Here is a 25,555-nt window from a genome sequence, read left to right on the forward strand (position 1 = left end):
GGCGCCCGCCGCAGACCGAATCTCCACATCACCAGTATTGATTTGCATCTCAACTGCATCCGTAATGGAAGACCCGGGTTCGACACCTATCGGTCCGATCGGAATCCTGGAGATCTGAGGACACTCAAGACGCGCACTCACCACTCGCACTCACCGCGGAGCGTGGCCATGCAGGATCTCGAGGCGTATTCGGTACTGGTGGGGTCGATCTACGACCGCGTCGGCCAGCCGGAGGAGTGGTCGGCGCTCCTGGAGGATCTGACCGACTTCGTCGGCGGCCGGGTCGGGCAGCTCGCCGTGTTCAGCCTCGACGGGAACCGCAAGCCGCTCTGGGCGGTGTCCGGCTTCGAGCGGGCGCGGTACCGCGAGTTCCTCTACCGGCACGCCACCGAGGATCCGCGCCTCCCCTACATCCTGTCGAACCAGGGCAAGGTCATCCGCGCCGAGGAGGGCGTCGACGCGGTGCAGTTCCGCGAGTCGGCCCTGTTCAAGGAGGTCGTGCAGCCCTTCGAGATCGAGCACAGCCTCGTCACCTACTTCGCCAAGGAAGCCGACGTGATGGCGACGCTCGCGGCGATGCGCGGCGAGGACGGCGGCCCCTTCCGGTCCGACGAGGTCCGGCGCCTGGCGATGCTCGTCCCGCACCTGCGCCGGGCCTTCGAGCTGTACGCGCTGATGCGCCAGGCATCCGAGCGCACGTCCGACCTCGCCTCCGCCCTGGACCTGCTCGACGCCGCCGTGATCCTCACCGATTCCGACCTGCGCGTCGCGCACGCCAACCGCGCGGCGGAAGCGCTCGCGCGGTCCCGGGCCGGCCTGTCCTTCGTGAAGGGCAGCCTCGTCCTCAAGGACAGCCAGACCGGGCGGCGGATCGCCCGCGCGGCCGGCGAGGCGCTCGCGGCCGCGAGCGGCGACGTGGCGATCACGCAGGCCGACCACATCGCGGTGACCTGCGGCGAGAGCGGCGTGCCCTACCGCGTCTCGTTGCACCCGCTGTCGAAGCGGCCGGCTGGCACCGGGTCGAAGGTGCGGGCCGAGCTGGCGATCGTGATCCGGACCGGGACCCAGAAGGTCCAGGAGAGCAACGCCGCGCGGCTGCAGAAGCTGTTCGGGCTGACCGTCGCCGAGTCGAACCTCGCCAACGCGGTGGCTTCGGGGCGGTCCCTCGACGCCCACGCCCGGGACCGCGGCATCGCGATCTCGACCGCCCGCACCCAGCTGCGCGCGCTGTTCGCCAAGACCGAGACCCACCGGCAGGGCGAGCTCGTGGCGCGCCTGCGCGAGGGGCTGGACGTCTCGCTCAACTGACCACCGCGCGTCGGGCCGGACGGCCCGCGCCTCTCCGCGAAGAACCTTGGAGGTCGTGCATGCGCGCCGCCGCTCCCGAGACGCCCTGCCTCGCGTTCCTGGAGGCCCTGCCGGTGTCGGAGCGCTGGCAGCGCGCCCGGGACTGGATCGCCCGCGCGCCGCGGCCCTTCTTCGCGCAGCTTCGCGCGCGGCGGACCGCGCTGGATTGCGGCGCGGCCATCCTGGTCGCCGGCCGCGCGGAGGTCGAGGAGATCCTGTCCTTGCCGCAGGTCTTCTCCGTCGCGCTCTACAAGCCCAAGATGGGCGAGTTCATGCTGGCGCTCGACGGCACGGAGGTGAATTACCGCGACAAGGCGGTCATGCGCGCCGTGCTGTCCTGGCGCGACCTCCCGGCCATCCGCGATCTGGCGGGCGCCGTCACCGACGCGGCCCTCGACGCGGGCGAAGGATCCATCGACGTCGTGGCGTCGCTCTCGCGCCTCGTGCCGCTGCGGATCGTGCAGCGGTTCTTCGGCTTCGCGGCCCCGGATGCCGACCTCCTGCGCTGGTCGTACGCGAACCAGTTCGACCAGTTCAACAACCTTCCCTTCGACGCGCGCCCGGATGCCGAGGCGATCCACGCGGCGGCGGATCGGGCGCGCCAGGAGATGCGGGCGGCGTTCGCCAGGATCATCCCGGCGCGCGTCGCGGCGATCGAGGCCGGCGCCGACCTGCCCGACGATGTCCTCACCCGCCTGCTCCGGCTGCACCTGCCGGCGGCGGCCGGCTTCGGCATGGACCGCGTCGTCATCAATGTCGGCGGCCTGCTGATCGGGGCCATCGAGACCACGTCGGAGGCCGTGGTGAACGCCCTCGCCGAGCTCCTCGGCCGGCCGCAGGTCCTCGAAGCCGCGCGCGCGGCCGCCCGGACCGGGCCCGCCGCCTTCGACGGTTACGTGTGGGAGGCGCTGCGCTTCGCGCCGATCGTCGCCTTCATGTTCCGCCAAGCGGAGACCGACCACGTGCTCGGCCGGGGCAGCCCGGCCGAGAGCCGGATCGCGAAGGGCCGGATCGTCCTGCCCCTCAGCCTCTCGGCGATGTTCGACGCGACCGGCGTGCCCGAGCCGGACCGTTTCGACCCGACCCGCCCGGATCAGACCTACCTCCATTTCGGCCGGGGCCATCACGAGTGCCTCGGCCGCTACGTGGCCGGCGCGATGATCCCGGAGATCGTCCGCCGCATCCTGCTGCGCGACGCCGTGCGGGCCGAGGGCGCGGTCGAGGACGGGGGCACGCCGTTTCCGACCGCGTTCCGGATCTCCTACGCCGGACGGTCGGCGGGCGCCGCCGCGCCCGGTTAGCCCGGCGCGCGGGCAGGACGTCGCCGATACCGGGCGCCCGGCCCCTCCGTCGGGAGCCCGCGCCGCGCGACCGCGCGTCCGGATCCGGGGCGTCGCGTGCAGACCCGCCCGATCGGCGCCCGGCCGCGTGGGGGCTCCGGCCGCGCCGCGCGGACCGTCCCGTCAAGGCTTCGTCACCGCAGATCCCGGAGCATCGACATGGCATCCTTCACGGATTTTCAGGACGGCTACGAGCGGACCTGGGCGTCGCTTCAGATCCGGCCGGAGAAGCTCGCGACCGTGCGCGAGCTCGCGCAGCAGCTCGCCGCCGGCAAACCGCGCTACCGGGAGATCGAGGCGCGCACGGGCGTGCCCTGGTGGTTCGTCGGGCTCTGCCACTACCGGGAATCGGCCTTCGACTTCGACACGTATCTCGGCAACGGGCAGACGCTCGGACGACGGACCACGATCGTCCCGAAGGGGCGCGGTCCCTTCACCGGGCCGCAGGCCTTCGTCGAAGGGGCGGTCGACGCGCTGCGCCTCCAGGGCCTGATCGGGGTCGGCGACTGGAGCGTCGCGCGCGCCCTCTACCGGCTCGAGGGCTTCAACGGCTACGGCTACCACGGCCGGGGCGTGAACTCGCCGTATCTCTGGGGCGGGTCGACGGCCTACGGGCCGCCGGGCGCGCGCGGCGGCAAGTTCGTGCGCGACCACGTCTTCGACCCGAACGTGGTCGACACGCAGATCGGCACCGCGGTGATCCTGCGGAGCCTCATCGACATCGACGCCACGGTCGCCCTCGCGGCGCCGCGCGCCGTCGAGGCTGCCGTGTCCCGCGAGCCCGACGACGAGCTCGCCGACAGCACGCTCTGGGTTCAGCAATCCCTCAACCGCCTCGGCGCGGCGCCGCCCCTCGTCGAGGACGGCCGGAACGGACCGCGGACCATGGCGGCCGTGGCGATGTTCCAGGAACGGTGCGGCCTCGACGATACCGGCCTCGCGGATGCGCGCACGATCGCGGCGATCCAGGAGGCGCTGCGGCCGGCGCCGGACAGGGCGGTGCTGGCGCGGATCCAGGACCTGGAGCGCCAGGTCGCCGCGCGGGCGGCCAGCCCGACGCAAACCGCCCCGCTGCACTCCGCACCGCTGCAACCCGCCCCGATGCACCCGGCGGTGATCGCGCCGGCCGCGCCCGTGCCGGCCGCGCCCCCCGCGGATGCCGCGGCACGGCTCGACGAGCTTCTCCAGGCCCTGCGCCGGCAGATCGACGGCGCGCGCCTGCCGACCGCCCAGATCCGGCCCGGCCCGCCGGCAGCGCGCCCCGCCGGCACGGTCCTCGGGCCGGTCAACGGCGCCCTCGGGCAGACGATCGGGCAGCTGCTCTCCGGCAAGAAGTCGGCGATCGGTATCGTCGGCGCGGTCGTCACGCAGATCCTGTCCCAGGTGCCGGCCGGCACAGGTCTGGGCCAGGTGCTCGCCCAGCTCACGCCCGCCTTCGGGCTGAGCCCCTACACGATGCCGATCTTCATCGCGCTGACGGCGTGGGGCGTGCTCGGGAAGTTCGAGAAGTGGAACGCGCGCGCGGGGCAGGCGGCGGCGTAGCGCGCAGGGTCCCGAGAAGGCCGGCCCTCACGAGGCGCCGCGCCGCCGACACTGCCTCCGATAGGCGACGGCCGCCGTGACCGGCGGCAGGGCCGCGAGCACGAAGCCGGCGGGCTTCCACGCGGCCGCGTCGCCGAGCATCACGACGAGGCCCGCGACCGTCAGCGTCGCGAGGCCCAGCGCGAACAGGACCGGACGCCGCTGCCACAGCGCGGACACCCCGCTCATGCGGGACCCGCCTGCGCGCGACCGGCGCGCCGCCCGCGCCCGCGCGTCCACCACAGCCAGGCCCCGTTGCCGGTGATGAACAGGGCGGCCCAGGACAGCGCGCACCAGAGGATCTTGAGCGGCCAGGACCCGTAGTCGCCGAAATGCAGGGGCTGCGACAGCCTGACGATCGTGAGGTACCAGGGGAGACGGGCCACCTCCGAGACCCGGGCGTCGCGGGCGTCCACCAGGGCGATCTCGAACAGGCGCTCCTGCAGACCGGTCGGGCCGGCGAGCAGCACCGTGAAGTGCCGGTCCGTCGACAGCACCGTGTCCGGAACGATCATCAGCGTGGCCCGCCAGCCGGGCCGGGCGGCCTCCGCGGCGGCCCGGACGGCGTCGAGGGAGACGGCGGCGGGCCCGTCGACGCGCCCGGCGGAGGCCGGGGCGTGGGCGCGCACGAGGCGCTGCAACTCGGTCGCCTGCCACGCCAGGAGGCCGACGCCCCCGAGGGCGAGCGCGATCCCGGTGACCGAGACGAGCAGCGTCCAGCCGAGCGTGGCGACGCCGATCAGGTTGTGCAGATCGCGCTGGCGCAGGGCCGCGCCGCACCCGCGCCGGACCGCGCCGAAGGCGAGTCCGCGGATATAGGGCCCGTAGATCACGGTGCCCGAGACCAGGCAGAGCGCGACCAGCAGGGCCACGGCGCCGCCGGCGAGCTGCCCCGGCAGGCCCAGGAACCAGTTCGCGTGCAGCCGCAGCAGGAGGCCGAGGGGCGTCGTCCGCGGGTCGGGCCGCGACAGGACCGCGCCGCTCCGCGCGTCCATCAGCACCGGATCGGCCCCGGCGACCGTGCGGATGCCGGGCGCGGCGAGGTTCACCGTGACCCGCTCCGGATGCTCCGCGTCGAGCGCGACCGCGACGACGCGCCGGCCCGGCGCGCGCGCCAGCGCCGCGTCGGCGAGCGCGGCCAGCGGCCGGAGCGGCGCGTCAGAGGCCTCGACCGCCGGCTCGAAGCCCGCCCAGGCGTCGATCTCCTCGTGGAAGATCAGGACGGTCCCGGTCAGGCAGAGCACGAGGAAGAACGGCGCCGCGACCAGCCCGCTCCAGCGATGCAGCCACAGGCTCAGGCGGAAGGTCCGCGAGGCCGTGAACCGGGGCCCCGACGCAGGGCGGTTCCCCGCCGGGGCCGGTCGCACGGAGACGGTCGGTGCCGCGCGCGTCATCGGCCGGCGACCCTACCAGCGATACGTGAGCGTCCCGAACACGCTCCGGCGGAACCCCTCGAAGACGTAGCCGGTGTAGAAGCCCGACGTGAAGTACCGCTGGTCGAAGATGTTGTTGGCGTTCACCGACAGGACCGCGCCCTTCCAGGCCGGGTTCAGCTGGGCGAGGTCGTAGTTCAGCGAGGCGTCGACGAGGGCGTAGGCCGGGATGCGATCGACGTTGGTGGCGTCCGTCCGTTCGCCGACGTAGCGCACGCCCGCCCCGGCCCGGAAGCCGGCGAAGGGCGAGTTCAGCGGGAAGGTGTAGTCGGCGAAGAGCGACAGGGTGTTGTCCGGCGCGTTCGGCAGGCGGTTGCCGACGAGCGCCGGGTTGGTCGCGTTCCGCGTGACCTTCGTGTTGAGGTGGGCGTAGCCGAAGATCAGGTTGAACCCGTCGAACAGGCTCGCCTTGCCCTCCAGCTCGAAGCCCCGCGATTCCGCCGCGCCCGTCACGATGAAGAAGCCGGGATTGAGGGGGTCGGCGAGGGGGATGTTGGTCTGCGTGATCTCGAAATACGACGCGGTGACGAGCGCGTTGGTGTCGACCGGCTGCCACTTGACGCCGCCCTCGATCTGGCTGGCCTCGCGGGGCGGCAGCGCCGAGCCGTCCGCCCGCTGACCCGCGATCTGCGGGTTGAACGACGTCGAGTAGGCGGCGTAGGGCACGATCCCGGCGGCGAACGCGTAGCCCAGGGCGGCCCGGTAGCTCAGGGCCGAGAAGTTCTGGTTGTCGATCGTCGTCCGGTTGAGGGTCGCGACCGGCAGGTTCGGGAAATTGAAGGTGGTCCGGACCTGCTGCTCGACCCAGTCGTTGCGCAGGCTGCCCGTGAGGATGAAGCCGTTCCACTTCATCTGGTCCTGGAGATAGGCGCCCGTCTGCTGCTGCAGCGCCCGGGTCGCGACGTTCGTTCGCTGCGGGAAGGCGATGCCGAGGTTGTAGACCGGATCGTACAGGTCGATCAGGCGGTTCGCGGCGCTCGTCGGGTAGCCGTTCGGGAAGGTCCGCGCGTCGCGGCGATAGTAGTTCTGGAAGCCGACGCCGAGGACGACGTCGTGCTGGATGTCCCAGGTGTCGAAGCGCCCCTGGACGTAGTTGTCGGTCAGGAGCCCCTGGCTCGACTGGTCGCGCAGGTACGGGAAGACCGAGACGGCGAGGAAGCCGGGCGGCGTGAAGGCCGGGCTGGCGCCGACCGCGTCGAACTTCGAGGTGGTCTCGTAGGCCCGGAAGGCGGCGTGCAGCAGCCATCCCGGCGCGAAGCTGTGGTCGAGGATGTAGCCGATCTCCTTGTTCTCCAGGAGGCCGGTGTTGAAGTTCGGCTGCCCGACGAACGGGCTGCGCGGGAAGAAGCCGCGCGCGCTCGGCAGGATCGAGCCGACGATCGGCAGGCTCTGCTCCGATCCGCCGCCGCGGTACTCGGCGTACTTGCCGAGGACCGTGAGGGCGGTGTCGGCGTCCGGCCGCCAGGTCAGCGCCGGGGCGATGAAGGTCCGGTCGTCCGGCGTGTACTTGACCTGGCTGTCGGCGTTGCGGACGAGGCCGGTCACGCGATAGGCGAATTGCGGCGCGCCCTCGACCGGGCCGGACAGGTCGAAGCCGGCCTGGACGCGCCCGTAATTGCCGCCCTGGAGGAACACCTCGTTGAACGGGACGAAGGTCGGGCGCTTCGAGACGAGGTTGATGATGCCGCCCGGCTGGCCCTGGCCGTAGAGGACCGAGATCGGCCCCTTCACGACGTCGATGCGCTCGTAGGCGTAGGGCTCGATGTTCTGGTCGAACGAGTTGAAGCCGTAGCGCAGGCCGTCCTCGTAGACGCTGTCGAAGTTGTTGGCGTTGAAGCCGCGCAGCGTGAAGGTCGGACCGCCCTGGCCGCCGGGATAGTCGACGGCCTGGACGTTGGGCGTGTAGGCGACCGCGAGGTTGACGTCCTGCACGCCCCGGACATTCAGCTCGTCCCGGGTGATGACGCTGACGGTGGCGGGCGTCTCCAGGATGGAATCGTTGCCCTTCGAGCCCGCCGTGGACCGGGTCGCGACGAAGCCCGTCGTCCCGAAGGTCGGCTGCTGGGCCTCGACCGAGAGCTCGTCGAGGGTGACCGACGCGGCGGCCGCCCCGACCGGCGTCGGCGCATTCGAATCCCCCGGCGACAGGGACGCCTGGGCGTAGCGCGGGTTCACGAGGGTGATCGTCGCGTGCTTCGCGGCGCGGTAGGTCAGCCCCGTCCCGTCGAGCAGCCGCGCGAGCGCCTCCAGGGGCAGGACGTCCCCCTCGACGCCCCGCGTCGCGCGGTTCTCGGTCAGCGCCGTCCGGTAGGCCAGCGACAGGCCCGTCCGCGCGATGAGGCTCGCCAGGGCCGGCTCGAGGGGACCGGGCGCGATCGAGAGCCGGACGCGCCGCGCCGAGAGCGCGCGCGGCGGCCCGGCGTCCCCGGCGGCGACGGGCACGATGTTGAGCCGTTCGCCGGCTCGCACGAAGGTCGGGGTGATCGGCCGTTCCTGCGCGGCCGAGGCCTGCCCGATCGCGATCAGGGACGCGCTCGCCAGGGCCGCCCTGCGCCACGTGCCGCCCAGCGCGCTTCCGAGAGTGCCGCCCAGCGCGCTGCCGAGAGTGCCGCCGAGATTCCACACCGCCATCCGTGCCCCCGTTCCGCGGAGGGCGGCACGCTCGGCGCGCGCTCTGGGCCCTCACGGACACACGACAATCGAGCCGCGCGACTCCTGACCTCCCCGCGCGGGTTTTTTTCGCCCCGTCAGCCCGGCGGCCTGACGAGGACGAGGTACGGGGTCAGGCGCGTGACGCGCAGGCCCATCGTCGCGACCAGCACGTCGAGCGCTTCGTCGGTGTCGCGGATGTCGAGCGTCCCGCTGAAGCGCTGCGCGCCGAGCCCCGAGCCGAGCAGCACGATGCGTCCGCGCCGATAGCGGTTCAGGTCGGCCACGACCGCGGCGAGGGGCTGCCCCGTGACGACGAGCCGGCCCTCCCGCCACGCCGTGGCGCGCCCGACATCGCCGCGCTCGACCATCAGGTGGCCGTCGGCGCTCCGGAGGGCCACCTCGCCGGCCCCGATCGTCACGGCGCCGGCGGATGTCGACGCGTCCACGCGCCCCTCCGCCACACCGACCGGTTCGGCGTCCCCGCCGGCCCGGACGAAGAAGCGCGTCCCCACCGCGCGAACCCGCAGACCGCCGCCGTGGACCACGAAGGGCCGGCCGCTGTCGGGCACGACATCGAACTCCGCCTCCCCGCGCAGCAGGTGGACGTCGCGCTCGGCGGCCGTGAAGCGCAGGACCAGCGCCGTGTCGGTGTTGAGGGCGGCGCGGCTGCCGTCGGGGAGCCGCGTCGTCTCGATGTCCCCGATACCGGTCCAGACATCGGCGCGGACGCGGTCGAGGAGCCCGCTCTCGTAGGCGACGAAGCCGGACAGGCCCAGCGCCGCCGCGAGACCGACGAGGCGCGTCGGCGGCCGCCGCTTGCGCCGGCGGGTATCGGGCGCGCGCCCGGCGACGCGCCGCCACGCCTCCATCTCCGCGTAGGCCTCGGCATGGGCCGGGTCGGCCGCGCGCCAGGTCGCGAAGGCTGCCCGGTCGGCGTCGGTCGCGTCGGGGGAGGCCAGGCGAACCACCCAGAACGCGGCCCGCGCGTAGACCGGGTCGTCCGCGGCCTCGTCGTCGCCCGCGGGCGTCCGCTCCTCCTCCATGTCGACCCGCTGCCCGCTCCGCCCGTCCGACCTATGAAGACCATCGAGGCCGCGAAGTCCTGACGTGCCGGATCAGAAGAATTCGTGGCACGCGCGGCGGATGTGCAGCAGCGCCTTGATGAGGTGCTTCTCGACCATGTTGCGGCTGACGCCGAGACGGGCGGCGACCTCCCCGTTCGAGAGGCCCTCGAAGGTGCTGAGGAGGAACGCCTCGCGGCAGCGCGGCGGCAGCCCGTCGATCGCCGCCGCGACGAGGCGCAGCTGCTCGCGGGCGATCACCTGCGTCTCGGTCTGCGCGCGGCCGTCCACGACGCTGGACAGCTCGAGATCGGTGATGGACCGGAACAGGCCGGCCTCGAACCGGCGGCGCTTGCCGAGATTGGCGGCGACGTTGCGGGCGAGGTGGAACAGGAACAGGCGCGGCTGCTCCAGGTCGGTGGTGGTGAGCGCCTTGACGAGACGGAGATACGTCTCCTGCGCGGCATCGGCGGCATCCGCGGGATTGCCGAGCTTGCGGAGCAGGAACCGATGAAGGTTCAGGTTCTCGCTGCGATGCAGGGCATCCACCGATACCGCCGCCATTACTCCAATCCTCAGATGCTCGCGCCGTGCACAGTCGCGTGCAGCGTCCGACGGATTAAAATAATATGGCCCCGATTGGCGCAAGCGGCTCAGATCTTTGTAGCACCTCTAAACTGCGGTTGCTCTGTTCGGTCAAACGGTTGTCTAGACGCGAGAAATGAATGGCCGGACAGCGGGGCGTTGGACTGGAATAATTCCAGCCCTCCCGGCTGTTTCCGGCGCCTGTTGCAAATCTGCGGCATGGCGAGCCGCAGAGGCCGCCTTGCCCGCGCTGCGCCCGCTCACTCGGCGAGCACGAAGGCGAGGCCGAGGATCGCCACGAGCAGCGCTCCGCCCGCGAGTTCCTCACGCGGCTCCTCCGCGAAGCGCGTCGACCGGCTCGCGCTGGCGATCCCGGCTCCGACGAGCCCGATGATCAGGAAGCCGAGGCCGAGCAGATCGGTCATGTGAACGGACGGTAGCATAGGTCGATTCTCCGTCGGCGGTGGCTCTTACCCCTCTGGCCAAGCCCAGTGCGCCTCGACGTGCGCGATCAGCCCGAGCGCGTGATCGCGCACGAGGACCGCGGCCCGATCCGCGTCGCGTGCCTGCAGGGCGGCGATGATGGCGGCATGCTCGCGCATCGAATCTTCGAGCCTCCCGGCCCGATGGAGGAAGGCCGACCGGAGCGCCCGCATGTGGATGAACAGGTTGGTCGTCATCTCGACCATCAATCCGCAGCCGCCGAGACGGATGATCGTCCGATGAAAGTCGAGGTTGGCCTCGTCATAGGCTTTCAGATGATCGGGTAAAGTGGATATCTCGAAATCTTCGAACGCCCTGCCGAGCGCGCGAAGTTCGGAATCTTCGGCGTGCCGCGCGGCGGCATGGGCCGCCATGCCCTCGAGCGCGGCCCAGACGGTGATCATCTCGACGATCTCGCGCTTGGTCTTGCGCGTCACGAAGAGGCCGCGGCGCGGCACCGTGCTCACGAAGCCTTCCCGCTCGAGAAGCGTCAGGGCTTCCCGGACTGGCGTGCGGCTGATGCCGAGATCCTGCGCGATCTGGTGTTCGTGCAGCCGGATCTGCGCTGAGCCGTCGTAGAGATCCATCGCCAGGATCGATTGCTTGATGCTGTCGTAGGCCTGCTCGCGCAGGCTCGCGGTCTGCCCGATCGAGGCCAGACCCAGGGAGGTCTCGGGAGGCTGCAGCACAGTCGATCTCCGAAAACGCGGGAACTGGTTCCGGCCTCAGATCTCGGGCGGGCGCCGGAGCGCGGCTGGAATGTCGCGTGAGAGCGAGGCGCCGACGAAGCACGGCATGATCGGAGGTGTACGCCCGAGGATCCGCAGGTGCCCGCTGCGACGTGCGTCCCGAAGAGACGCCGCGACGGTGCCGGCGGCGCGCAACCCCCTCGATCGTCTCTGCCCCGGCTCCGAGATTCCGGAGCCGGGGCGTCGCGGGTCCGGCCCGGCCGCGGAGCGGCCGAGCCGGTCACTCAGGCGTGCGCCAGCGTCAGCGCCGGCGCCGCGGCGTCGTTGTTCGCCGCGTGGTGCTGCTTGAGCATCGGCCGCAGCACCGCGATCGCCAGGATGGCGGCGATCAGGTCCATGGTCGCCACCGTGTAGAGGACCGTCGCCCAGGTACCGGTCGCCTGCATGATCAGGTTGCCCACCGGCACGAACAGCGCCGCGAAGCCCTTGGCGCAGTAGAGCACGCCGTAGATCTTGCCGATGTGCTTCGAGCCGAAGGTGTCGGCGGCGGTGGCGCTGAACAGCGAGTAGACCTCGCCCCAGGCCAGGAACACCACACCGGACAGGATCACGAAGGCCCACGGATTCGAGCCGAAATAGCCCAGGGCCACGATGCCGATACCCTCCATCGCGAACGCGATGAACATCGTCTTCTCCCGTCCGATCCGGTCCGAGACGAAGCCGAAGAGCGGGCGCGAGATCCCGTTCATGATCCGGTCGAGCATCAGCGCGAAGGGCAGCGCCGCCATGGCGAAGAAGTACAGGTTGACCTGGAAGTTCTTCACCCCGAGATCCTGCGCGATCACGCCGAGCTGGGCCACAGCCATCAGGCCGCCCGTCACCGTGCAGGTGAACATCAGCAGCATCACGTAGAACACGGGGGTGCGCAGCGCCTCGCCCAGCGTGTAGTCGCGCCGCGACTGCAGGACCTTGGTGGAGAACGGCACCTGATCCTTGCGCGGGGCGCGCATGGCGATGGCGGCGGCAATGATGATGGCGCCCTGGATCAGGCCGAAGACGAAGAAGGCCTGGGCGTAGTTGCCACCGTCGATCATCTTGGCGATCGGCAGGATGGTGAGCGCCGAGCCGGCGCCGTAGCCGCCCGCCGTGAGGCCGACCGCCAGGCCGCGCTTGTCCGGGAACCACTTGAGCGCGTTGTTGACACAGGTGGCGTAGACGCAGCCGACGCCGATACCGCCGGCCACTGAGCCGAGGTAGAAGCCGCTCAGGCTGGTGGCGTAGGAGTTGATGACCCAGGCCAGGCCCGTCATCAGGCCGCCGAACATCACGACGCGGCTAGGGCCGTACTTGTCGATGAAGTAGCCCTCGATCGGGGTCAGCCAGGTCTGGACGACGACGAAGATCGTGAAGGCGACCTGGATCGCGGCGCGGTCCCAACCGAAGGTCTTCTGGATCTCGGGAACGAACAGCGTCCAGGCATACTGGATGTTCGCCGCGGCAACCATGCAGATCACGCCGAGCACGATCTGCAGCCATCGATTGGTACTGGGTATTGCCGTAGCCGGCGTGGCGTTTGGCATGGCCATGAGCTTCCTCCCTCGTCCCTGCGCTGACATTCGGCGACGTGCTATAGGATTGGCGTGCACGTCGGCGCATCGCCGGCCTCGCCGAAACCTCGTGTCGGGTTCCGATATTGGCTTTGCGGCATGCATTATTCTGTGTGCCAGGATCCTATGGCAAGCAAAATAATTCACACGCCGCGGTCGACGGAGCGGGATTATAAGGCGGCGCCGCGCGTGCAGCCTCGCTGCGCGACCGCCCTCCCCTCGATCCTCGCCGGTTCGGGCGAGGCCTCGCGGCCGGTTCCGGGTTTCGCGGACATCCGTCCCGGCTGTGCCGGTGAAGCCGGCTATCCGCGACGCAGCGTCCGGTAGATTCCCGAGCCCGGTGCCGCCGCGTTGACGGGCCGGTCCCGGATCGTGCTGGCCGGGAGGATCGGCCGGGACCGGACGAATCGGCGATGAAGCGCGGGGAAGGGGCGAACGATGGGCCGGCCGTGCCGACGCCGCGCCAGATCGGAGAACCGACGACGCACCGACATCGCCGCAGCCCGTGAGGCGATCGATGTCTCCGGTCCGAGATCCTGTCGTCGATGCGAAGCGTATCGCGGACCGAAGGTCGGTCAGGCCCGGACGATGGAGGGCCCTGAGCGCGGGCACACCCGCCCGCGCCGGCTCGCGACCGGGAGCGTCCGCTCACGGGACGCTGTGAAGCCATCTGATCGTGGCTCCGGGAGCGGGCGGGCACAAACCGATCCCGCCCTGTCGCCGGATACGCCATCCACCGACGCCGTTCGAGCCCGATCTCCGTATCCGCGCGAGCGGCCAACGGTGCTGATGGGCGCGGGCCGCCTTGAGGGGATGGCGCAATCGACGACACGGCCGCGCGGTCACGGCCAGGGCCGTGCCGAGCTCGGCGGTCCGGGCCCCGAGCGCCCGCGGGTCGAGCCCGACGCGGTCGGACGACGCGAGGCCCGCGAAGGGGCGGCCCTCCGGGGCCGGCGGGTCGCGGACCGCGTCCGCGTCAGGGGATCAGCTTGCCGGGGTTCATGAGGTTCCGGGGATCGATGGCGCGCTTGAGGGTCCGCATGAGGCCGAGCGCCTCCGGCCCGTGCTCGCTCTCCATGAAGCGCATCTTCTTCTGGCCGATCCCGTGCTCGCCCGTGCAGGTGCCGCCCAGGTCCAGCGCGCGGGCGACGAGCCGGTCGAGAAAGCCGGCCACCGCGGACATCTCCTCGGGGCTGTCGGCATCGACGAGCGGGAGGGTGTGGAAGTTGCCGTCGCCGACATGGCCGGCGATCGGCGCCGTGAGCCCGGTCGCGGCGATGTCGCGCTTCGTCGCCTCCACGCATTCCGCGAGCCGCGAGATCGGCACGCAGACATCGGTCGACATGTTCTTGATCGTGGGACCGGGCCGCAGCGCGACCGCGGCCCAGTAGACGTCGTGGCGCGCCTGCCAGAGGCGCGCGCGCGCGTCGGCCCCGGTCGCCCAGTCGAACGGGCCGCCGCCGAGCTCGGCGGCGATCTCGCCGAACCGCTCGGCCTGCTCGCGCGCGCCCGCGTCCGTGCCGTGGAACTCGACCAGGAGCAGCGGGGTCTCCGGCAGGGTCAGCTTCGAGTAGCGGTTGCAGGCCGCGACCTGCACCTCGTCGAGGAGCTCGATGCGCGCGACCGGGATGCCGGACTGAATCGTCAGGATGGTGGCGTCGCAGGCCGCCTTGATCGAGGGGAACGGGCAGATGCCCGCCGAGATCGCCTCGGGGATGCCGTGCAGGCGCAGCGTGACCTCGGTGATGATCCCGAGGGTGCCCTCCGAGCCGACGAGGAGCCGGGTGAGATCGTAGCCGGCGGACGACTTGCGCGCCCTCCGGGCGGTCGTGACGATGTCGCCGTTCGGCATCACCGCGGTGAGCGCGAGCACCGCGTCCTTCATCGTCCCGTAGCGCACGGCGTTGGTGCCCGACGCCCGCGTCGCCGCCATCCCGCCGATCGTGGCGTCCGCCCCGGGATCGATGGGGAAGAACAGGCCGGTATCGCGCAGGTACGCGTTCAAAGCCCTGCGGGTGACGCCGGCCTCGACCGTGCAGTCGAGGTCATCGGCATTGACCGCGCGGACACGATTCATCGCGCCCGTGTCGATCGAGACGCCGCCGAACGGCGCGTTGACGTGGCCCTCGAGGGAGGTGCCGACGCCGTAGGGCACGATCGGCACGTCGCGCTCGGCGCAGGCGCGCACGACGGCCTGCACCTCCGCGGTGGCGTGCGGGAAGACCACGAGGTCCGGCGGCTCGCACGGCGCCCAGGTGAGCTGGTTGGCGTGCTGCTCGCGCACGGCCCGGCTCTCCGTCACCCGGTCCCCGAGCACGGCCCGCAAGGCCTCGGTGAGACCCGCGATCGTCGCCGCGTCCGGGCGGGTGCGGGGGGCGGGAGCGGGTGCGTTCATGGGCTGCTCCGATGGGTTCGAGCCGGCGCGTCGCCGGCGACGGCGTGTCCCCGGGCTCGCGCGGCCCCGCAACACGGCCTCCGCCGGGAGGACAGTCCGACGCTGCCATAAGTCGATCGGCCGCCGGCCGCCACCCGCCGCCCCCCCCGGGCGCGGCAGGGCGGCGGCGCGATCCCCTGCCCCCAGATCGCGTCTCCTGCGCCGCGTCTACTCCGCCGCGTCTACTCCGCCGCCTGCGCACCGCGCGCCGCGGCCTGCTCCAGGTGTGGGTCGTGGGTGAGGCAGAGGACCGTCACCATGGCGGCGAGCCCGGCCGCCGCGATGAGGAGGAGGCCGCCCGTGAAGGTGCCGGTGGCATCCTTGATCGCGCCGACCGCGTAGGGGGCCGCGAAGCCGGAGAGGTTGCCGAGGGCGTTGACGATGGCGATCCCGCCGGCCGCCGCGGCGCCGGACAGGAAGGCGGTGGGCAGCGTCCAGATCACCGGGAGGCCGCCGAAGACGCCGAAGGCCGAGACGCTGAACAGGACCATCTTGGCGTAGGGATCGGAGACCAGTGCCGCCCCGGCCGTGCCGCCGGCCGCGAGCAGGAGCGCGAAGGCCGCGTGCCCCTTGCGCTCGCCCCGGCGGTCCGAGGAGCGTCCGAGGGCGAGCATGCCGACGATCCCGATCGCGAAGGGGATGAGGCTGACGAGACCGGTCTGGACGTTCGTGAGGTCGAAGCCCTTCACGATCTGCGGCAGGAAGAAGCTGAGCCCGTAGAGCAGCGCCACGTTGCCGAAATACACGAAGGCGACGGCGAGCACGCGCCGGTCGAGGAGCGCGTCCCGGACGCTGTAGCGGCGGGCGGATTCGCGCGCCCGCCGCTCCTGCGCGAGGCGCTCGGTGAGCCAGGCGCGCTCGTCCGCCGGCAGCCAGCCCGCCTGCGCCGGCCGGTCCGTCAGGAAGCCCAGGACGATGCCGGCGCAGATGACGGCCGGCAGGGCCTCGAGGACGTAGAGCCACTGCCAGCCCCTGAAGCCCCAGACCCCGTCGAGGCCCAGCAGCGCCCCCGAGACCGGCGCGCCGACGACGCTCGACAGCGGGACCGCGACCATGAAGGTGCCGATGATCCGCCCGCGGTAGCGCGCGGGGAACCACAGCGTGAGATAGAAGATGATGCCGGGAAAGAAGCCGGCCTCCGCGGCGCCGAGCAGCAGGCGCACGGCGTAGAAGCTCGTCTCGCCGACGATGAAGGCCATCGCGCCCGACAGGAGCCCCCAGGTCAGCATGATCCGGGCGATCCACACCCGCGCCCCGACCCGCTCCAGGATCAGGTTCGACGGCACCTCGAACACGAAGTAGGTCAGGAAGAAGATGCCGGCCCCGAGGCCGTAGGCCGTGGCGGAGATGCCGAGGTCCTCGTTCATGGTCAGCGCGGCGAAGCCGACATTGACCCGGTCGAGGTAGGAGATGAAGTAGCAGGTGATCAGGAGGGGCAGCAGCCGCCTGCTGACCCGCCGGACGGCGCGCGCTTCGACATCCATCGGTCGGCCTCCCTCGAGGATCCGGAACGGACGCCGTGCGCCCGGTCCGACCGGTTCTCCGGCCGGTTCGCGGGAGACATAGCCGGGCGGCGGGCGCCCCGATAGCCGAGGACGCGGTGCGGCGGCGGGCGCCTACGCGCCGGTGCGGTGCCCGGCCCCGCCGCGTGCGAGCGCGTCGAGCAGGAGGTCGACGACGGCTTGGGGCCGCTCCTGCTGCACCCAGTGCCCCGCCCCCGCCACGAAGTGGCAGCCGAGCAGGCCCGCGCCGGCGGCCTCCTCCATGCGCCCCAGCGCGCCCGGCACCTGGAACGGCCCCCAGTCGCGCGCTCCGGACACGAACAGGAGGGGAACCTCGATCCGCCGGCCGGCGAAGCGCGCGAGGTCGCGGTCGATGCTGCCATCCATGCGGCACCGGTAGCCCTGGAGCGCGCCCTGGAAGCCGGACCGCGCGTACTCGGCGGCGTAGACGGCGAGCTCCGCGTCCGTCAGCCAGGCGCAGTCCGCGCCGTCCCGCGGCGGCATCTCCGGCGCCACCGTCGCGGGCATCGTCCGGCCCTGATCCATCACGTAGTAGGTCGGCATCTCGGCGAGGGTCTCGGCCGTCCAGCCGGCGAGCGCGCGGGGTCGGTTGTCCGGCCAGTCGGCGCTCTTGTGGTGGAAATAGGCGCGCAGGAAGGCGGCGAGACCCTGGGGGCTGCGCTCCATGTCGGCGGCGGCGCGTCGGGACGCGTAGTAGCGGTGATAGTGCGTGCGCGGGCGCGGCAGGGCGGCCAGTGCCGCGTGGATCGGGTCGTCGGCCGGCGTCCGGAGGCCCCGGGCCAGGGCGTCGAGCCCCGGCGCCCCCGCGAAGGGCGCGCTCATGAGGGCGACCGTGCCGAAGAGATCGGGCCGCGCCAGGGCGCAGTAGCCGCAGACCCAGGACCCGTAATCGTGTCCGACGAGCGCCGCGACCCTGTCGCGCGTCAGGGCGCTCATCAGGCACAGCAGGTCGAGGAGATGGTTGTGCAGGCGGTAGGGCGCGAGGTCGTCCGCGAAGGCGACCGGCGCGTCCGCGGTGCGGCCGTAGCCCCGGAGGTCGGGGGCGACGACGTGGTAGCCCGCCGCGGCCAGGGCCGGCATGACCTTCCGCCAGGAATAGGCGATCTCGGGGAAGCCGTGCACCAGCAGGATGAGGGGGCGGTCGGGGCCGGCCTCGCCCGCCTCCAGCACGTGCATGCGCAGGCCGTTGACGCCCTCGACGAAGCGGGCGCGGATGCCGGCCGGGAGCGCGGCCGGATCGAGCGGGGGCAGGACGTTCGTGACCATCGCCGCGCGCTCCCGAGTCGATCGTTCGACGGCCTCTGAACGTACCCGATCCCCGATCCGACCGCGAACCGCCGGGACGCGCGGGGACGGGCAGGCTCGAAGCCGCGACGCGCGCCGGCCTGCCTCGCTCGCCGACCCGCGGGCGTCCGGTCCCGCGTCGGGCGCGCGATCGGCGCGCGGCCGAACCGTCAGGCCATCAGGGCGGCGCGGCCCTCCCGGTGCCCGGCCTCGGCCCGCCACGCGTCGCGCTCGGCCTCCAGCCCCTGGATCCGGGCGTGGAGCTGTCCCGCATCGATGGCCGTCTCCATCAGCATGTCCTGCGCGCTGGCGAGCTGCTCGCGCAACTCGGAATTCTCGGTCACGAGGGTCAACAGGATCGCAGCCACGTCGTCGCCCATTCGTCCACCTGCCTCACCGTCCGGGGTCGCGGCTGGTAGGACCGGCATGGTTACCGCCCCGGAAAGGATGGCGGCCGGGCGGCCGTGCCGGAGCCGCTGTCCACAGCAGGATTGCGCCGACCGCCGGCACACCGCCCGCGGCCCGCGCCGTCACGGCCGCGCGGTGAGCCCGACGCGCGCTGTCGCGAAGCGGCCGCAGGAACAATCGTCCGTGCGGGAAGATGCCGTCATGCGCACCCCGCGCGAACGGAGCTGCTCGCATGTTCATGAAGCTCGACCGCCTTCAGGCCGAACTGCCACAGCCGAAGAAGCCCGATCCCAACGCGGCGGCCGCGCTGCAGGAGCTGCTCGGCGGCAAGTACGGGGAGATGTCGACCCTCGGGAACTACATGTTCCAGAGCTTCAACTTCCGCAACAAGTCGAAGCTGCGCCCCTTCTACAGCCTGGTGTCGAGCATCTTCGCCGAGGAGCTCGGGCACGTGGAGCTGGTCTCGACCGGCATCGCGATGCTCAACAACGGCCCCGGCGACGACACCGAGGAGGTCGACGTCTCGAAGGCCCCGTTCCACGACATGCAGGACATCCGGCTCGCCGGCAGCTTCCTGAGCAACGGCGGCGGCGCGACGCCGGTCAATTCCAACGCGCAGTCCTGGAACGTCGACATGGTCACGACGACGGGCAACATCATCATCGACCTGCTGCACAATTTCCACCTGGAATGCGGCGCGCGCCTGCACAAGCTGCGCGTCTACGAGACCCTCAAGGATCCGACCGGCCGGGAGGTCTGCGGCTACCTGCTTGTGCGCGGTTCCGTGCACGCGCACGCCTACGCGCTGGCGCTCAAGAAGCTGACGGGCGTCGAGATCGAGAAGATGCTGCCGACCCCGAACATCGTTCTCGACAAGATTCCGGAATGCCAGAAGTATCTGCAGGAGGGCTCGCATCGGCGCCTCTACCGCTTCAGCCCGGACGACTACAAGGAAGCGGCCGGCGTCTGGTCGAACGACGAGGTCGCGCTGCCGGGCGATCCGCCCGGCAACCTCGAGGTCGTCGACGGCCTGCCGGAGGGCGGCAAGGTCCCGGAACTCGACGGCAATTACGGGGCGTTCGCGCCCAACTACGCCCCCGAGGAGATCTTCGAGATCGCGAGCAAGCTCTACAAGAAAGGGCGCTGAGCCGCGCGCGGAGCCCCGCGGTCTCAGGGCCGTGGGGCACGCCGTCCTCGGTCAGTACCAGTCGTCGTCGTCGGCGGGCGATCCCGGCGGCAGGGGGCCGTCACCCATCACCCCGGGATCCCCGTAGTTGAACGGAGGTCCGTCGAAACCGACGACGCCGTCCGGATTGTCCGGCGTCACGTTGGGATCGACCTTCAGCTCGGTATCCTCGCGCCCGAGCCGTTGATCGAGGCGATCCACGCGCTTGAGATCCCGCTGGATCGGGATGTCCTGCTGGGCCTGCGCGACGATGACGGGGCTCGTCAGAGCGAATACCAGAGCGGCGACGGTCAAGCGTGTCATGGCAATCGGCCTTTCGCGTCCAGGCGCGCTCATGGCGTCGATTCATACCGTACACGCGCCATCGAGCATAGCATTGACGGCCGTCAACACTAATCGCGCGTGCATGTCGGCCGGACACGCCCGCGGCGAGATCGCGTCGCCGTCCGGCGCGGGCGGGCCGAGGTCTGCCGCCGCGCCGTGGAGCGCGCGCACCCGTCGAGCCCTCGCGGCACGCCTGCGGGCGTGTCGGCCGGGCGTTCGCTTTCCGTACTCATGTGGCACCGGAGCGGCAGTCAGCGCGTGGCGGCTCCGCTACGGTGCGGACGTCTCCACGAGGCGCCCTCGATGCTCATCTCCGCCCTGACCATCCGCCGCGTCCTCCTGCTGGGGCTCGTGCTCGTCGCCCTCGTCGCGCTCGCGGACGGCGTGGCCCGCCATGAGCTGCGCACGGCCACGCGCGCGATGACCCTGGCCGACGCGGCCCCGCAGGCGGATCGCGCGTCCGATGAGTAGGCGGTCGCCCTTCGCGGCGGGCCTCGCGCTCCTCGCAGCCCTCGCCGGTGCCCGGCCCGCCGCGGCGCTGGAAGCGGGGCCGGGCGACCTGCCGGGCCTGGAGCGCGCTTGGCACGGCTGCGTCCGCGAGGCCTTCGACCAGCAGCCCGCACACAGGAGCAAGCCCGGACGGGAGCGGGGTGCCCTGGACATGTGCAAACCGCAGGAGGACGCCTACGTGGCCGCCCTGATGGCCGCTCGGCCGATCGACGCGAACCGCCCGGCCCTGGCCTGGGCGCGGACCTGGATGGCCTACGTGGTGGATCCCCTGAAGGACTGGATCGCCGCGCTGCATCGCTGAGCCGTCCCACCCGCGGTCGGCCAGGCGCGCCGGTCCCCGAGCGTGTGGCGAGAGGCGCTGCCGCGAGCCCGCGACCGATCGCGGGCTTCCGGCGACCACATCGCGCGCCCGTGCGGGGCGAGATGCCCAAAGGTCTCGCGCAGCTCTATCGAAGGCGCGCTTCGAGCATTCGCGCCAGTCATGTGCATCCCTTCGCATTGTTCGTGCGTTCCATCCTCGAACCAGCCGATATTTCGGTGCGATTGTCGACATAGAGGAGGCGCGAATGCTGCGCGGTGGATTGCTGTGGCTGCTGGGAATCCCGCTGCCGATCATTCTGTTGTTGTATTTCCTCGGCGTGTTCCACTAGGCACCGGCAGGCGGACGTCGTGCCCTACACGGTCGAGATCACAACGCCGCCGGTTCAGATCGACGGCGCCGAGCAGGCGTCGCGGATGTACCAGCTGCCGGATCCGTTCAGCACGCTGGCCGAGGCCAAGGAGGCGGCGATCACGCATATCGCGGGACTGGGCCTCGATCCGGCCGGCGTCCTCTACACAGTCTTCGACCGCGAGGGCTTCACGGTCGCCTCCAACGCGGATCAGCGCGCCGAGGCCGGATAGATCGGGCCAGCAGGTCCGGGTCCGGTCCCGCTCTGCGGGGTCCTCCGAGCCGGGAGGCGGCCGTCCTGCCCGCCTCCGGCCGGTGCGCAGCCCGAGATCCGTGCGCGAACAGCGGCTCCGCAGGTGTTCTCGGACACGCCGGGCCTGAAAGCTCGGGCGTACATCGGGATCACACCGCGAGCACGGTCGCGAACCCGATGGAGACGACGATGACCTGGACGAACCGCATCACCCTGGCCGCGACCCTGATCGCCGGCGCCATCGCCCTCGTGGCCTACGCGCAGGCCCTCAGCCTGCCGGCGCATTTCGCCTAGACCGACGCCGGCCCGGCGGCTGTCTCGCTCATCGGGGCAGCCTGAACCCGCGCCCGGTTCCGCCGTGCAGCGTGCCCCTTCGCGCCGCACCCGCCCGGCCGATCCGGCCTCTCGTTGCAGGTGGTGGTCCCGGGTCTCGCCCGAGACCCGGGGCTCGATGAGAGGCGTGCACGACATGGTTCTGAAGGGCTTCTCCTACGCGATGATCGGCGCCTTCCTGAGTGGCCTCGCGATGACGGTGGGCGGCTCGGCCGGCGTGCTGATGGGCTTCTGAACCGCGCAACGCGCTGGTCCTCGGGTCCGCCCGAGCGCAGGCCGAGGCCGCGCTCACGCGACCGGGTCCTCCCATCCGATGGCGCGGCGCAGGAAGGTGAGCCCCAGCGCCCTGAACGCCGCCGTCTGCTCGCTGTCCTTGCCGGCGCCGTGCCCGCCCGTCGCGGGCTCGTAGAAGGCGACGTCGCAGCCGAGGACGCGGAGCTTCTGCGCCATCTTCCGCGCGTGGCCGGGATGAACCCGGTCGTCGCCGCGGCTCGTGGCCAGAAGGATCGGCGGGTAGGGCCGCCCCGCTTCGGCGGCGTGGTAGGCGGAGATGCCGGACAGGAACGCCCAGTCCTGCGGATCGTCCGGATCGCCGTACTCCCCGATCCAGCTCGCGCCGGCGAGGAGCTTCGTGTAGCGGCGCATGTCGATCAGCGGGATCGTGCAGGCCAGCGCCCCGAACCGCTCCGGGTAGCGGGTGAGCATGTTGGCGATCAGCAGGCCCCCGTTCGAGCCGCCCTCGGCCGCGATCCGCCTCGGCCGCGTCACGCCGCGGGCGACGAGGTCGGCGGCCACCGCGGCGAAGTCGTCGTGCGCCCGCGCCTTGCCCTCGCGCCGGCCCGCGTCGTGCCAGCGGGTGCCGAACTCGCCGCCGCCGCGGATGTTGGCGGTCACGCAGGTGCCGCCGCGCTCCAGCCAGAGCTTGCCCAGCACGGGCTGGTAATCCGGCAGGCGCGAGAGGCCGAACCCGCCATAGGCCGTCAGGTAGACGGGGGCCGCACCGGTCTCGGCCTCCGGCCCGACCTGGACGTAGGGCACGCGCGTCCCGTCCGCCGACCGGGCCTCGTGGCGCGTCACCCGGATGCCGCGCGCCTCGAAGGCCGGGGGCGCCTGACGCAGCACGGCCGGGGCGTCGAGCGCGGGCGGGAAGGCGAGTAGCGCCGGCGGCGTCACCGGATCGTGGGCCAGCGCGAGCAGGGCTCCGTCCGCCCGCTCCGGATCGCCGTCGAGGGGCCAGAGATGGACGGAGCCCAGCGCGGGCAGCCCGGCGACGGCCCGCTCGGTCCATCCCCCCGGCCCCGGCTCGAAGACGCGGTAGGTGGGACGCAGGTCCTCGAGCACGTCCACGATCAGCCGCCCGGCCGACCAGAACACGCCCTGGAGGGCGCGCCGCTCGTCCGGCCGCCACAGGACCGTGAACGCGCGGCGGCCCGCCAGAAGATCGGGCAGCGCGATCGCCAGCACCGTGTCGGTGTCATGCGCGACGCCGTCCACCGTCCAGGGCCGCCGCGGCCGCACGGACAGGTGGTTCCGGTGCAGCTGGACCCCGGCATGCGTGGGCAGGTCGAGGCGCACGTGCACGCCGGTGCGGTCGCCGATATGGATCGCCGCGTCGAAGAAGCCGAGCCGCTCGACGACGGTGATCCGCTCCGTCCCGGTCTGCCGATCGGACGCGCCCCAGACATCCATGCTGGTCTCGGCGGTCTCGAACAGGACCGGCGCGTCGCGCGGATCCGTGCCGCGCGGCCAGAGCCGGACGGTGCGCGCGTATCCGGACCGCGTGGCCATGCCCGGCCCGAGGGCGCTCGACAGGAGCACGGTGTCGCGATCGAGCCACGTGGCGCCGCCCTTGCCCTCGGGCAGGACGAAGCCGTCGGCCATGAAGGTGCGGGTGTCGAGATCGAACTCGCGGATCACGGCCGCGTCCTTGCCGCCGCGACTGAGGCGCACCAGGGCGCGATCGAGATCGCCCTTGAGGATCGCCGCCCCGGCCCAGACCCAGTCCTCGCCCTCGGTCGCCGCGAGGCTGTCGAGATCGAGCAGGATCTCCCAGTCCGGGACCGCGGCGCGGTAGCCGGCCTCGTCGACGCGCCGCCACAGGCCGCGCGGATGCGCGCCGTCCGTCCAGAAATTGTAGAGCCAGGCGCCGAAGCGCTGGACGAACGGGATCCGGCCCGGCCGGTCGAGGAGGTCGCGGGCGATGTCGCGGTCGCGGAGGAAGACGGCATCGCCGTAGCGGGCGAGCGTCTCCGCGTTGCGCGCCTCGACCCAGGCCAGCGCGTCGGGCCCGTCGACCGCCTCCAGCCAGAGGTAGGGATCGTCGTCGGGTCGGGCGAGCGTCGGCCTGGGATCGGGGTGGGGGTCGGTTGCCGCGGACATGGCCGGGAGCGTAGCCCGTGCGCGCCGTCCTCAAAAGTCGCGCGGTGCCCCTCCGATCAGCGGTCAATCGTCCCGGACGCGCAGATCTTCGCGCGCGTCGCGCAGGTCGAGCGGCGGATCCGGTCGCGCGGATCAGGGATGTTCCGCGCGCGCGCGGCCGATCCCTCCCCCTGCAACGTCGCCCGCTCGCCCGCCATCGTCTCGGCCGGCGGGGCGCACACGTCCTTCGTGCGAGAATATACTGGTCTTATCGCCGCCATTCAGATCATCTCATCGCTTTGACTGTTTTGATTTTCGGCATTTCAGCACATTGGGCTTGCGCGCACCTCGATTATGGTCTTCTATGACGGTTCGGTGGCGTACGTTCCGGTTCGTGCTCTGAGTCCCCATGCCGTCTCGGGGGTCGCAACGATGCGCATCGGCGAGCAAGGGTCACGCGGTTCTCGCCGGGAGGGCCTCGGCCACGTGGCGACGATCGCCCTCGTGGGCGCCGCCGTCCTGGCCTCGGGCGCGCTCGGCGTCTCGGCCGGACGGGCGCTGGACGGGGACGCGGTCGTCGGGACCTGGCGCCTCGTCACGGCGACGCGCCGGATCGTGGACACGGACGAGACCATCGACGCCTACGGCGGCCCGAAGCCGACCGGATGGATCCATTACGGCCGCGACGGGCGCATGATGGTGGTCTGCGCCTACGAAGGCCGGGAGAGGCCGATCGCCAACGACAAGATGTCCGACGCGGACCGGGTCAAGCTCCACAAGACCTTCTTCGCCTATGCCGGGACCTACCGGTTCGAGGGCGACCGGATCATCCACGACATCGACACGTCGTGGAACGAGGCCTGGACCGGGACCTCCCAGGTCCGGCACGTCGCGCAGGAGAACGGGCGGCTCATCCTCCGGACGGTGCCGTTCAAGTTCAACCTCGACGGCAGGATGAGCATCATCACTCTCATTTGGGAGAAATACCCTTAGTCGAAGCCCGCAGACCCCGTGCCGTCACGCTCTCATCAACCAGAACACTTCACGATGGAGGAAGACATGCTGCGCCCTCACGTCCTGCACGCGACCGTGCTCGCCGTGGCCCTGATGACGCCGAGCCTGTGCCGGTCGGATACCGTGCAGGCCGACGCGCAGAGCGCCGCGAGCCGGTGGGACGCGGCGTATAACGGCGGCGACATGGACACGCTGGCCAAGCTCTACGCGCCCGACGCGATCGTCGTCACGAAGGGCGCCCCGCAGACCAGCGACGGCATTCAGAAGTTCTTCGCCGGGCTGAAGGCGAAGGGGTGGGACGAGCACAAGACGACGGTGAATTCGGCGCTGCCCAAGGACAACCTGCTCATCGTCTCCGGACGCTGGGAGATGACCGGCCCCGGCGACGGGGGCGCGCGGAAGAAGTTCGAGGGCAACTGGGTGAACGTGCTGGAGAAGCGCGACGGCGCCTGGCGCACGGTCCTGCACACCTGGAACTGA

At 71.6% G+C, this 25,555-nt stretch carries 23 protein-coding genes; 9 read left to right on the forward strand and 14 right to left on the reverse strand.

All coding sequences use genetic code 11. The features are described from left to right. Positions 1–168: 168 nt before the first annotated feature. From ME121_RS19370 to ME121_RS19380, 3 genes are all read left to right on the forward strand, one after another. Positions 169–1,308, forward strand: coding sequence for a helix-turn-helix transcriptional regulator (locus ME121_RS19370; protein WP_012329695.1), 1,140 nt, complete (start codon positions 169–171; stop codon positions 1,306–1,308). Positions 1,309–1,367: 59 nt separating this feature from the next. After that, on the forward strand, positions 1,368–2,648 hold the full coding sequence (locus ME121_RS19375) for a cytochrome P450 (RefSeq protein WP_059409463.1): 1,281 nt from the start codon (positions 1,368–1,370) through the stop codon (positions 2,646–2,648). 198 nt (positions 2,649–2,846) lie between these two features. Next, a complete protein-coding gene (locus ME121_RS19380) occupies positions 2,847–4,229 on the forward strand; it encodes a peptidoglycan-binding protein (RefSeq protein ID WP_059409464.1) in 1,383 nt (460 codons plus the stop codon). A 27-nt stretch (positions 4,230–4,256) separates the two neighbouring features. On the opposite strand, the gene ME121_RS19385 is transcribed toward ME121_RS19380, so the two are convergent. The 12 genes from ME121_RS19385 to ME121_RS19440 all read right to left on the reverse strand — a co-directional run bounded on the left by ME121_RS19385 (position 4,257) and on the right by ME121_RS19440 (position 18,399). Then, the gene (locus ME121_RS19385) at positions 4,257–4,457 is read right to left on the reverse strand and encodes a hypothetical protein (protein WP_089230950.1); all 201 of its coding nucleotides are present in this window, start codon (positions 4,455–4,457) and stop codon (positions 4,257–4,259) included. Further along, positions 4,454–5,662, reverse strand: coding sequence for a PepSY-associated TM helix domain-containing protein (locus ME121_RS19390; RefSeq protein ID WP_059409466.1), 1,209 nt, complete (start codon positions 5,660–5,662; stop codon positions 4,454–4,456). The genes ME121_RS19385 and ME121_RS19390 overlap by 4 nt, the downstream gene beginning before the upstream one ends. Positions 5,663–5,674: 12 nt before the next feature. Continuing rightward, positions 5,675–8,332, reverse strand: coding sequence for a TonB-dependent siderophore receptor (locus tag ME121_RS19395; protein ID WP_059409467.1), 2,658 nt, complete (start codon positions 8,330–8,332; stop codon positions 5,675–5,677). Positions 8,333–8,448: 116 nt separating this feature from the next. Further along, positions 8,449–9,396, reverse strand: coding sequence for a FecR family protein (locus ME121_RS19400; RefSeq protein ID WP_012329689.1), 948 nt, complete (start codon positions 9,394–9,396; stop codon positions 8,449–8,451). A gap of 72 nt (positions 9,397–9,468) precedes the next feature. Then, positions 9,469–9,978 (reverse strand): RNA polymerase sigma factor, encoded by a 510-nt coding sequence (locus tag ME121_RS19405; RefSeq protein ID WP_012329688.1) that lies wholly within the window; start codon positions 9,976–9,978, stop codon positions 9,469–9,471. 281 nt (positions 9,979–10,259) lie between these two features. Next, positions 10,260–10,442 carry a hypothetical protein gene (locus tag ME121_RS19410; protein ID WP_012329687.1) on the reverse strand — a complete coding sequence of 61 codons (183 nt, stop codon included), beginning with the start codon at positions 10,440–10,442 and terminating at the stop codon, positions 10,260–10,262. A 27-nt stretch (positions 10,443–10,469) separates the two neighbouring features. Beyond that, positions 10,470–11,171, reverse strand: a complete 702-nt coding sequence (locus tag ME121_RS19415) for a GntR family transcriptional regulator (protein ID WP_012329686.1) — start codon at positions 11,169–11,171, stop codon at positions 10,470–10,472. Positions 11,172–11,455: 284 nt separating this feature from the next. Then, a complete protein-coding gene (gene oxlT, locus ME121_RS19420; RefSeq protein WP_012329685.1) occupies positions 11,456–12,757 on the reverse strand; it encodes an oxalate/formate MFS antiporter in 1,302 nt (433 codons plus the stop codon). A gap of 997 nt (positions 12,758–13,754) precedes the next feature. Continuing rightward, positions 13,755–15,173 carry an FAD-binding oxidoreductase gene (locus ME121_RS19425; protein ID WP_029358903.1) on the reverse strand — a complete coding sequence of 473 codons (1,419 nt, stop codon included), beginning with the start codon at positions 15,171–15,173 and terminating at the stop codon, positions 13,755–13,757. Positions 15,174–15,394: 221 nt separating this feature from the next. Continuing rightward, a complete protein-coding gene (locus ME121_RS19430) occupies positions 15,395–16,696 on the reverse strand; it encodes an MFS transporter (RefSeq protein WP_059409468.1) in 1,302 nt (433 codons plus the stop codon). A gap of 132 nt (positions 16,697–16,828) precedes the next feature. After that, positions 16,829–18,001 (reverse strand): alpha/beta fold hydrolase, encoded by a 1,173-nt coding sequence (locus tag ME121_RS19435; RefSeq protein ID WP_012329682.1) that lies wholly within the window; start codon positions 17,999–18,001, stop codon positions 16,829–16,831. 188 nt (positions 18,002–18,189) lie between these two features. Continuing rightward, a complete protein-coding gene (locus ME121_RS19440; RefSeq protein WP_012329681.1) occupies positions 18,190–18,399 on the reverse strand; it encodes a hypothetical protein in 210 nt (69 codons plus the stop codon). A 260-nt stretch (positions 18,400–18,659) separates the two neighbouring features. On the opposite strand from ME121_RS19440, the gene ME121_RS19445 reads away from it, so the two are divergent. Next, the gene (locus ME121_RS19445) at positions 18,660–19,574 is read left to right on the forward strand and encodes a manganese catalase family protein (RefSeq protein ID WP_059409469.1); all 915 of its coding nucleotides are present in this window, start codon (positions 18,660–18,662) and stop codon (positions 19,572–19,574) included. A gap of 51 nt (positions 19,575–19,625) precedes the next feature. Here the strand turns inward: ME121_RS19445 and ME121_RS19450 are convergent, their stop codons facing one another. After that, entirely contained in the window at positions 19,626–19,916 is a 291-nt protein-coding gene (locus ME121_RS19450) for a hypothetical protein (RefSeq protein ID WP_012329680.1), read from the reverse strand. A gap of 324 nt (positions 19,917–20,240) precedes the next feature. On the opposite strand from ME121_RS19450, the gene ME121_RS33835 reads away from it, so the two are divergent. The 3 genes from ME121_RS33835 to ME121_RS19460 all read left to right on the forward strand — a co-directional run bounded on the left by ME121_RS33835 (position 20,241) and on the right by ME121_RS19460 (position 21,350). Continuing rightward, the gene (locus ME121_RS33835; RefSeq protein ID WP_012329678.1) at positions 20,241–20,408 is read left to right on the forward strand and encodes a hypothetical protein; all 168 of its coding nucleotides are present in this window, start codon (positions 20,241–20,243) and stop codon (positions 20,406–20,408) included. After that, positions 20,401–20,748: a hypothetical protein gene (locus ME121_RS19455; protein ID WP_043074692.1), complete on the forward strand. Its 348-nt coding sequence runs from the start codon at positions 20,401–20,403 to the stop codon at positions 20,746–20,748. Before ME121_RS33835 ends, ME121_RS19455 begins: the two co-directional genes overlap by 8 nt. Before the next feature lie 368 nt (positions 20,749–21,116). Continuing rightward, positions 21,117–21,350 (forward strand): hypothetical protein, encoded by a 234-nt coding sequence (locus tag ME121_RS19460; protein WP_012329676.1) that lies wholly within the window; start codon positions 21,117–21,119, stop codon positions 21,348–21,350. Between the two features lie 641 nt (positions 21,351–21,991). On the opposite strand, the gene ME121_RS19465 is transcribed toward ME121_RS19460, so the two are convergent. Beyond that, positions 21,992–24,082, reverse strand: a complete 2,091-nt coding sequence (locus ME121_RS19465; RefSeq protein ID WP_059409470.1) for a prolyl oligopeptidase family serine peptidase — start codon at positions 24,080–24,082, stop codon at positions 21,992–21,994. A gap of 465 nt (positions 24,083–24,547) precedes the next feature. Between ME121_RS19465 and ME121_RS19470 the strand changes: the two genes are divergently transcribed. After that, positions 24,548–25,054 carry a lipocalin-like domain-containing protein gene (locus ME121_RS19470; protein WP_244413350.1) on the forward strand — a complete coding sequence of 169 codons (507 nt, stop codon included), beginning with the start codon at positions 24,548–24,550 and terminating at the stop codon, positions 25,052–25,054. Between the two features lie 66 nt (positions 25,055–25,120). Further along, complete coding sequence (locus ME121_RS19475) at positions 25,121–25,555, forward strand: YybH family protein (RefSeq protein WP_012329671.1); 435 nt, start codon at positions 25,121–25,123, stop codon at positions 25,553–25,555.

Source organism: Methylobacterium sp. ME121 (genome assembly GCF_000974725.1).
Lineage (GTDB): Bacteria > Pseudomonadota > Alphaproteobacteria > Rhizobiales > Beijerinckiaceae > Methylobacterium > Methylobacterium radiotolerans.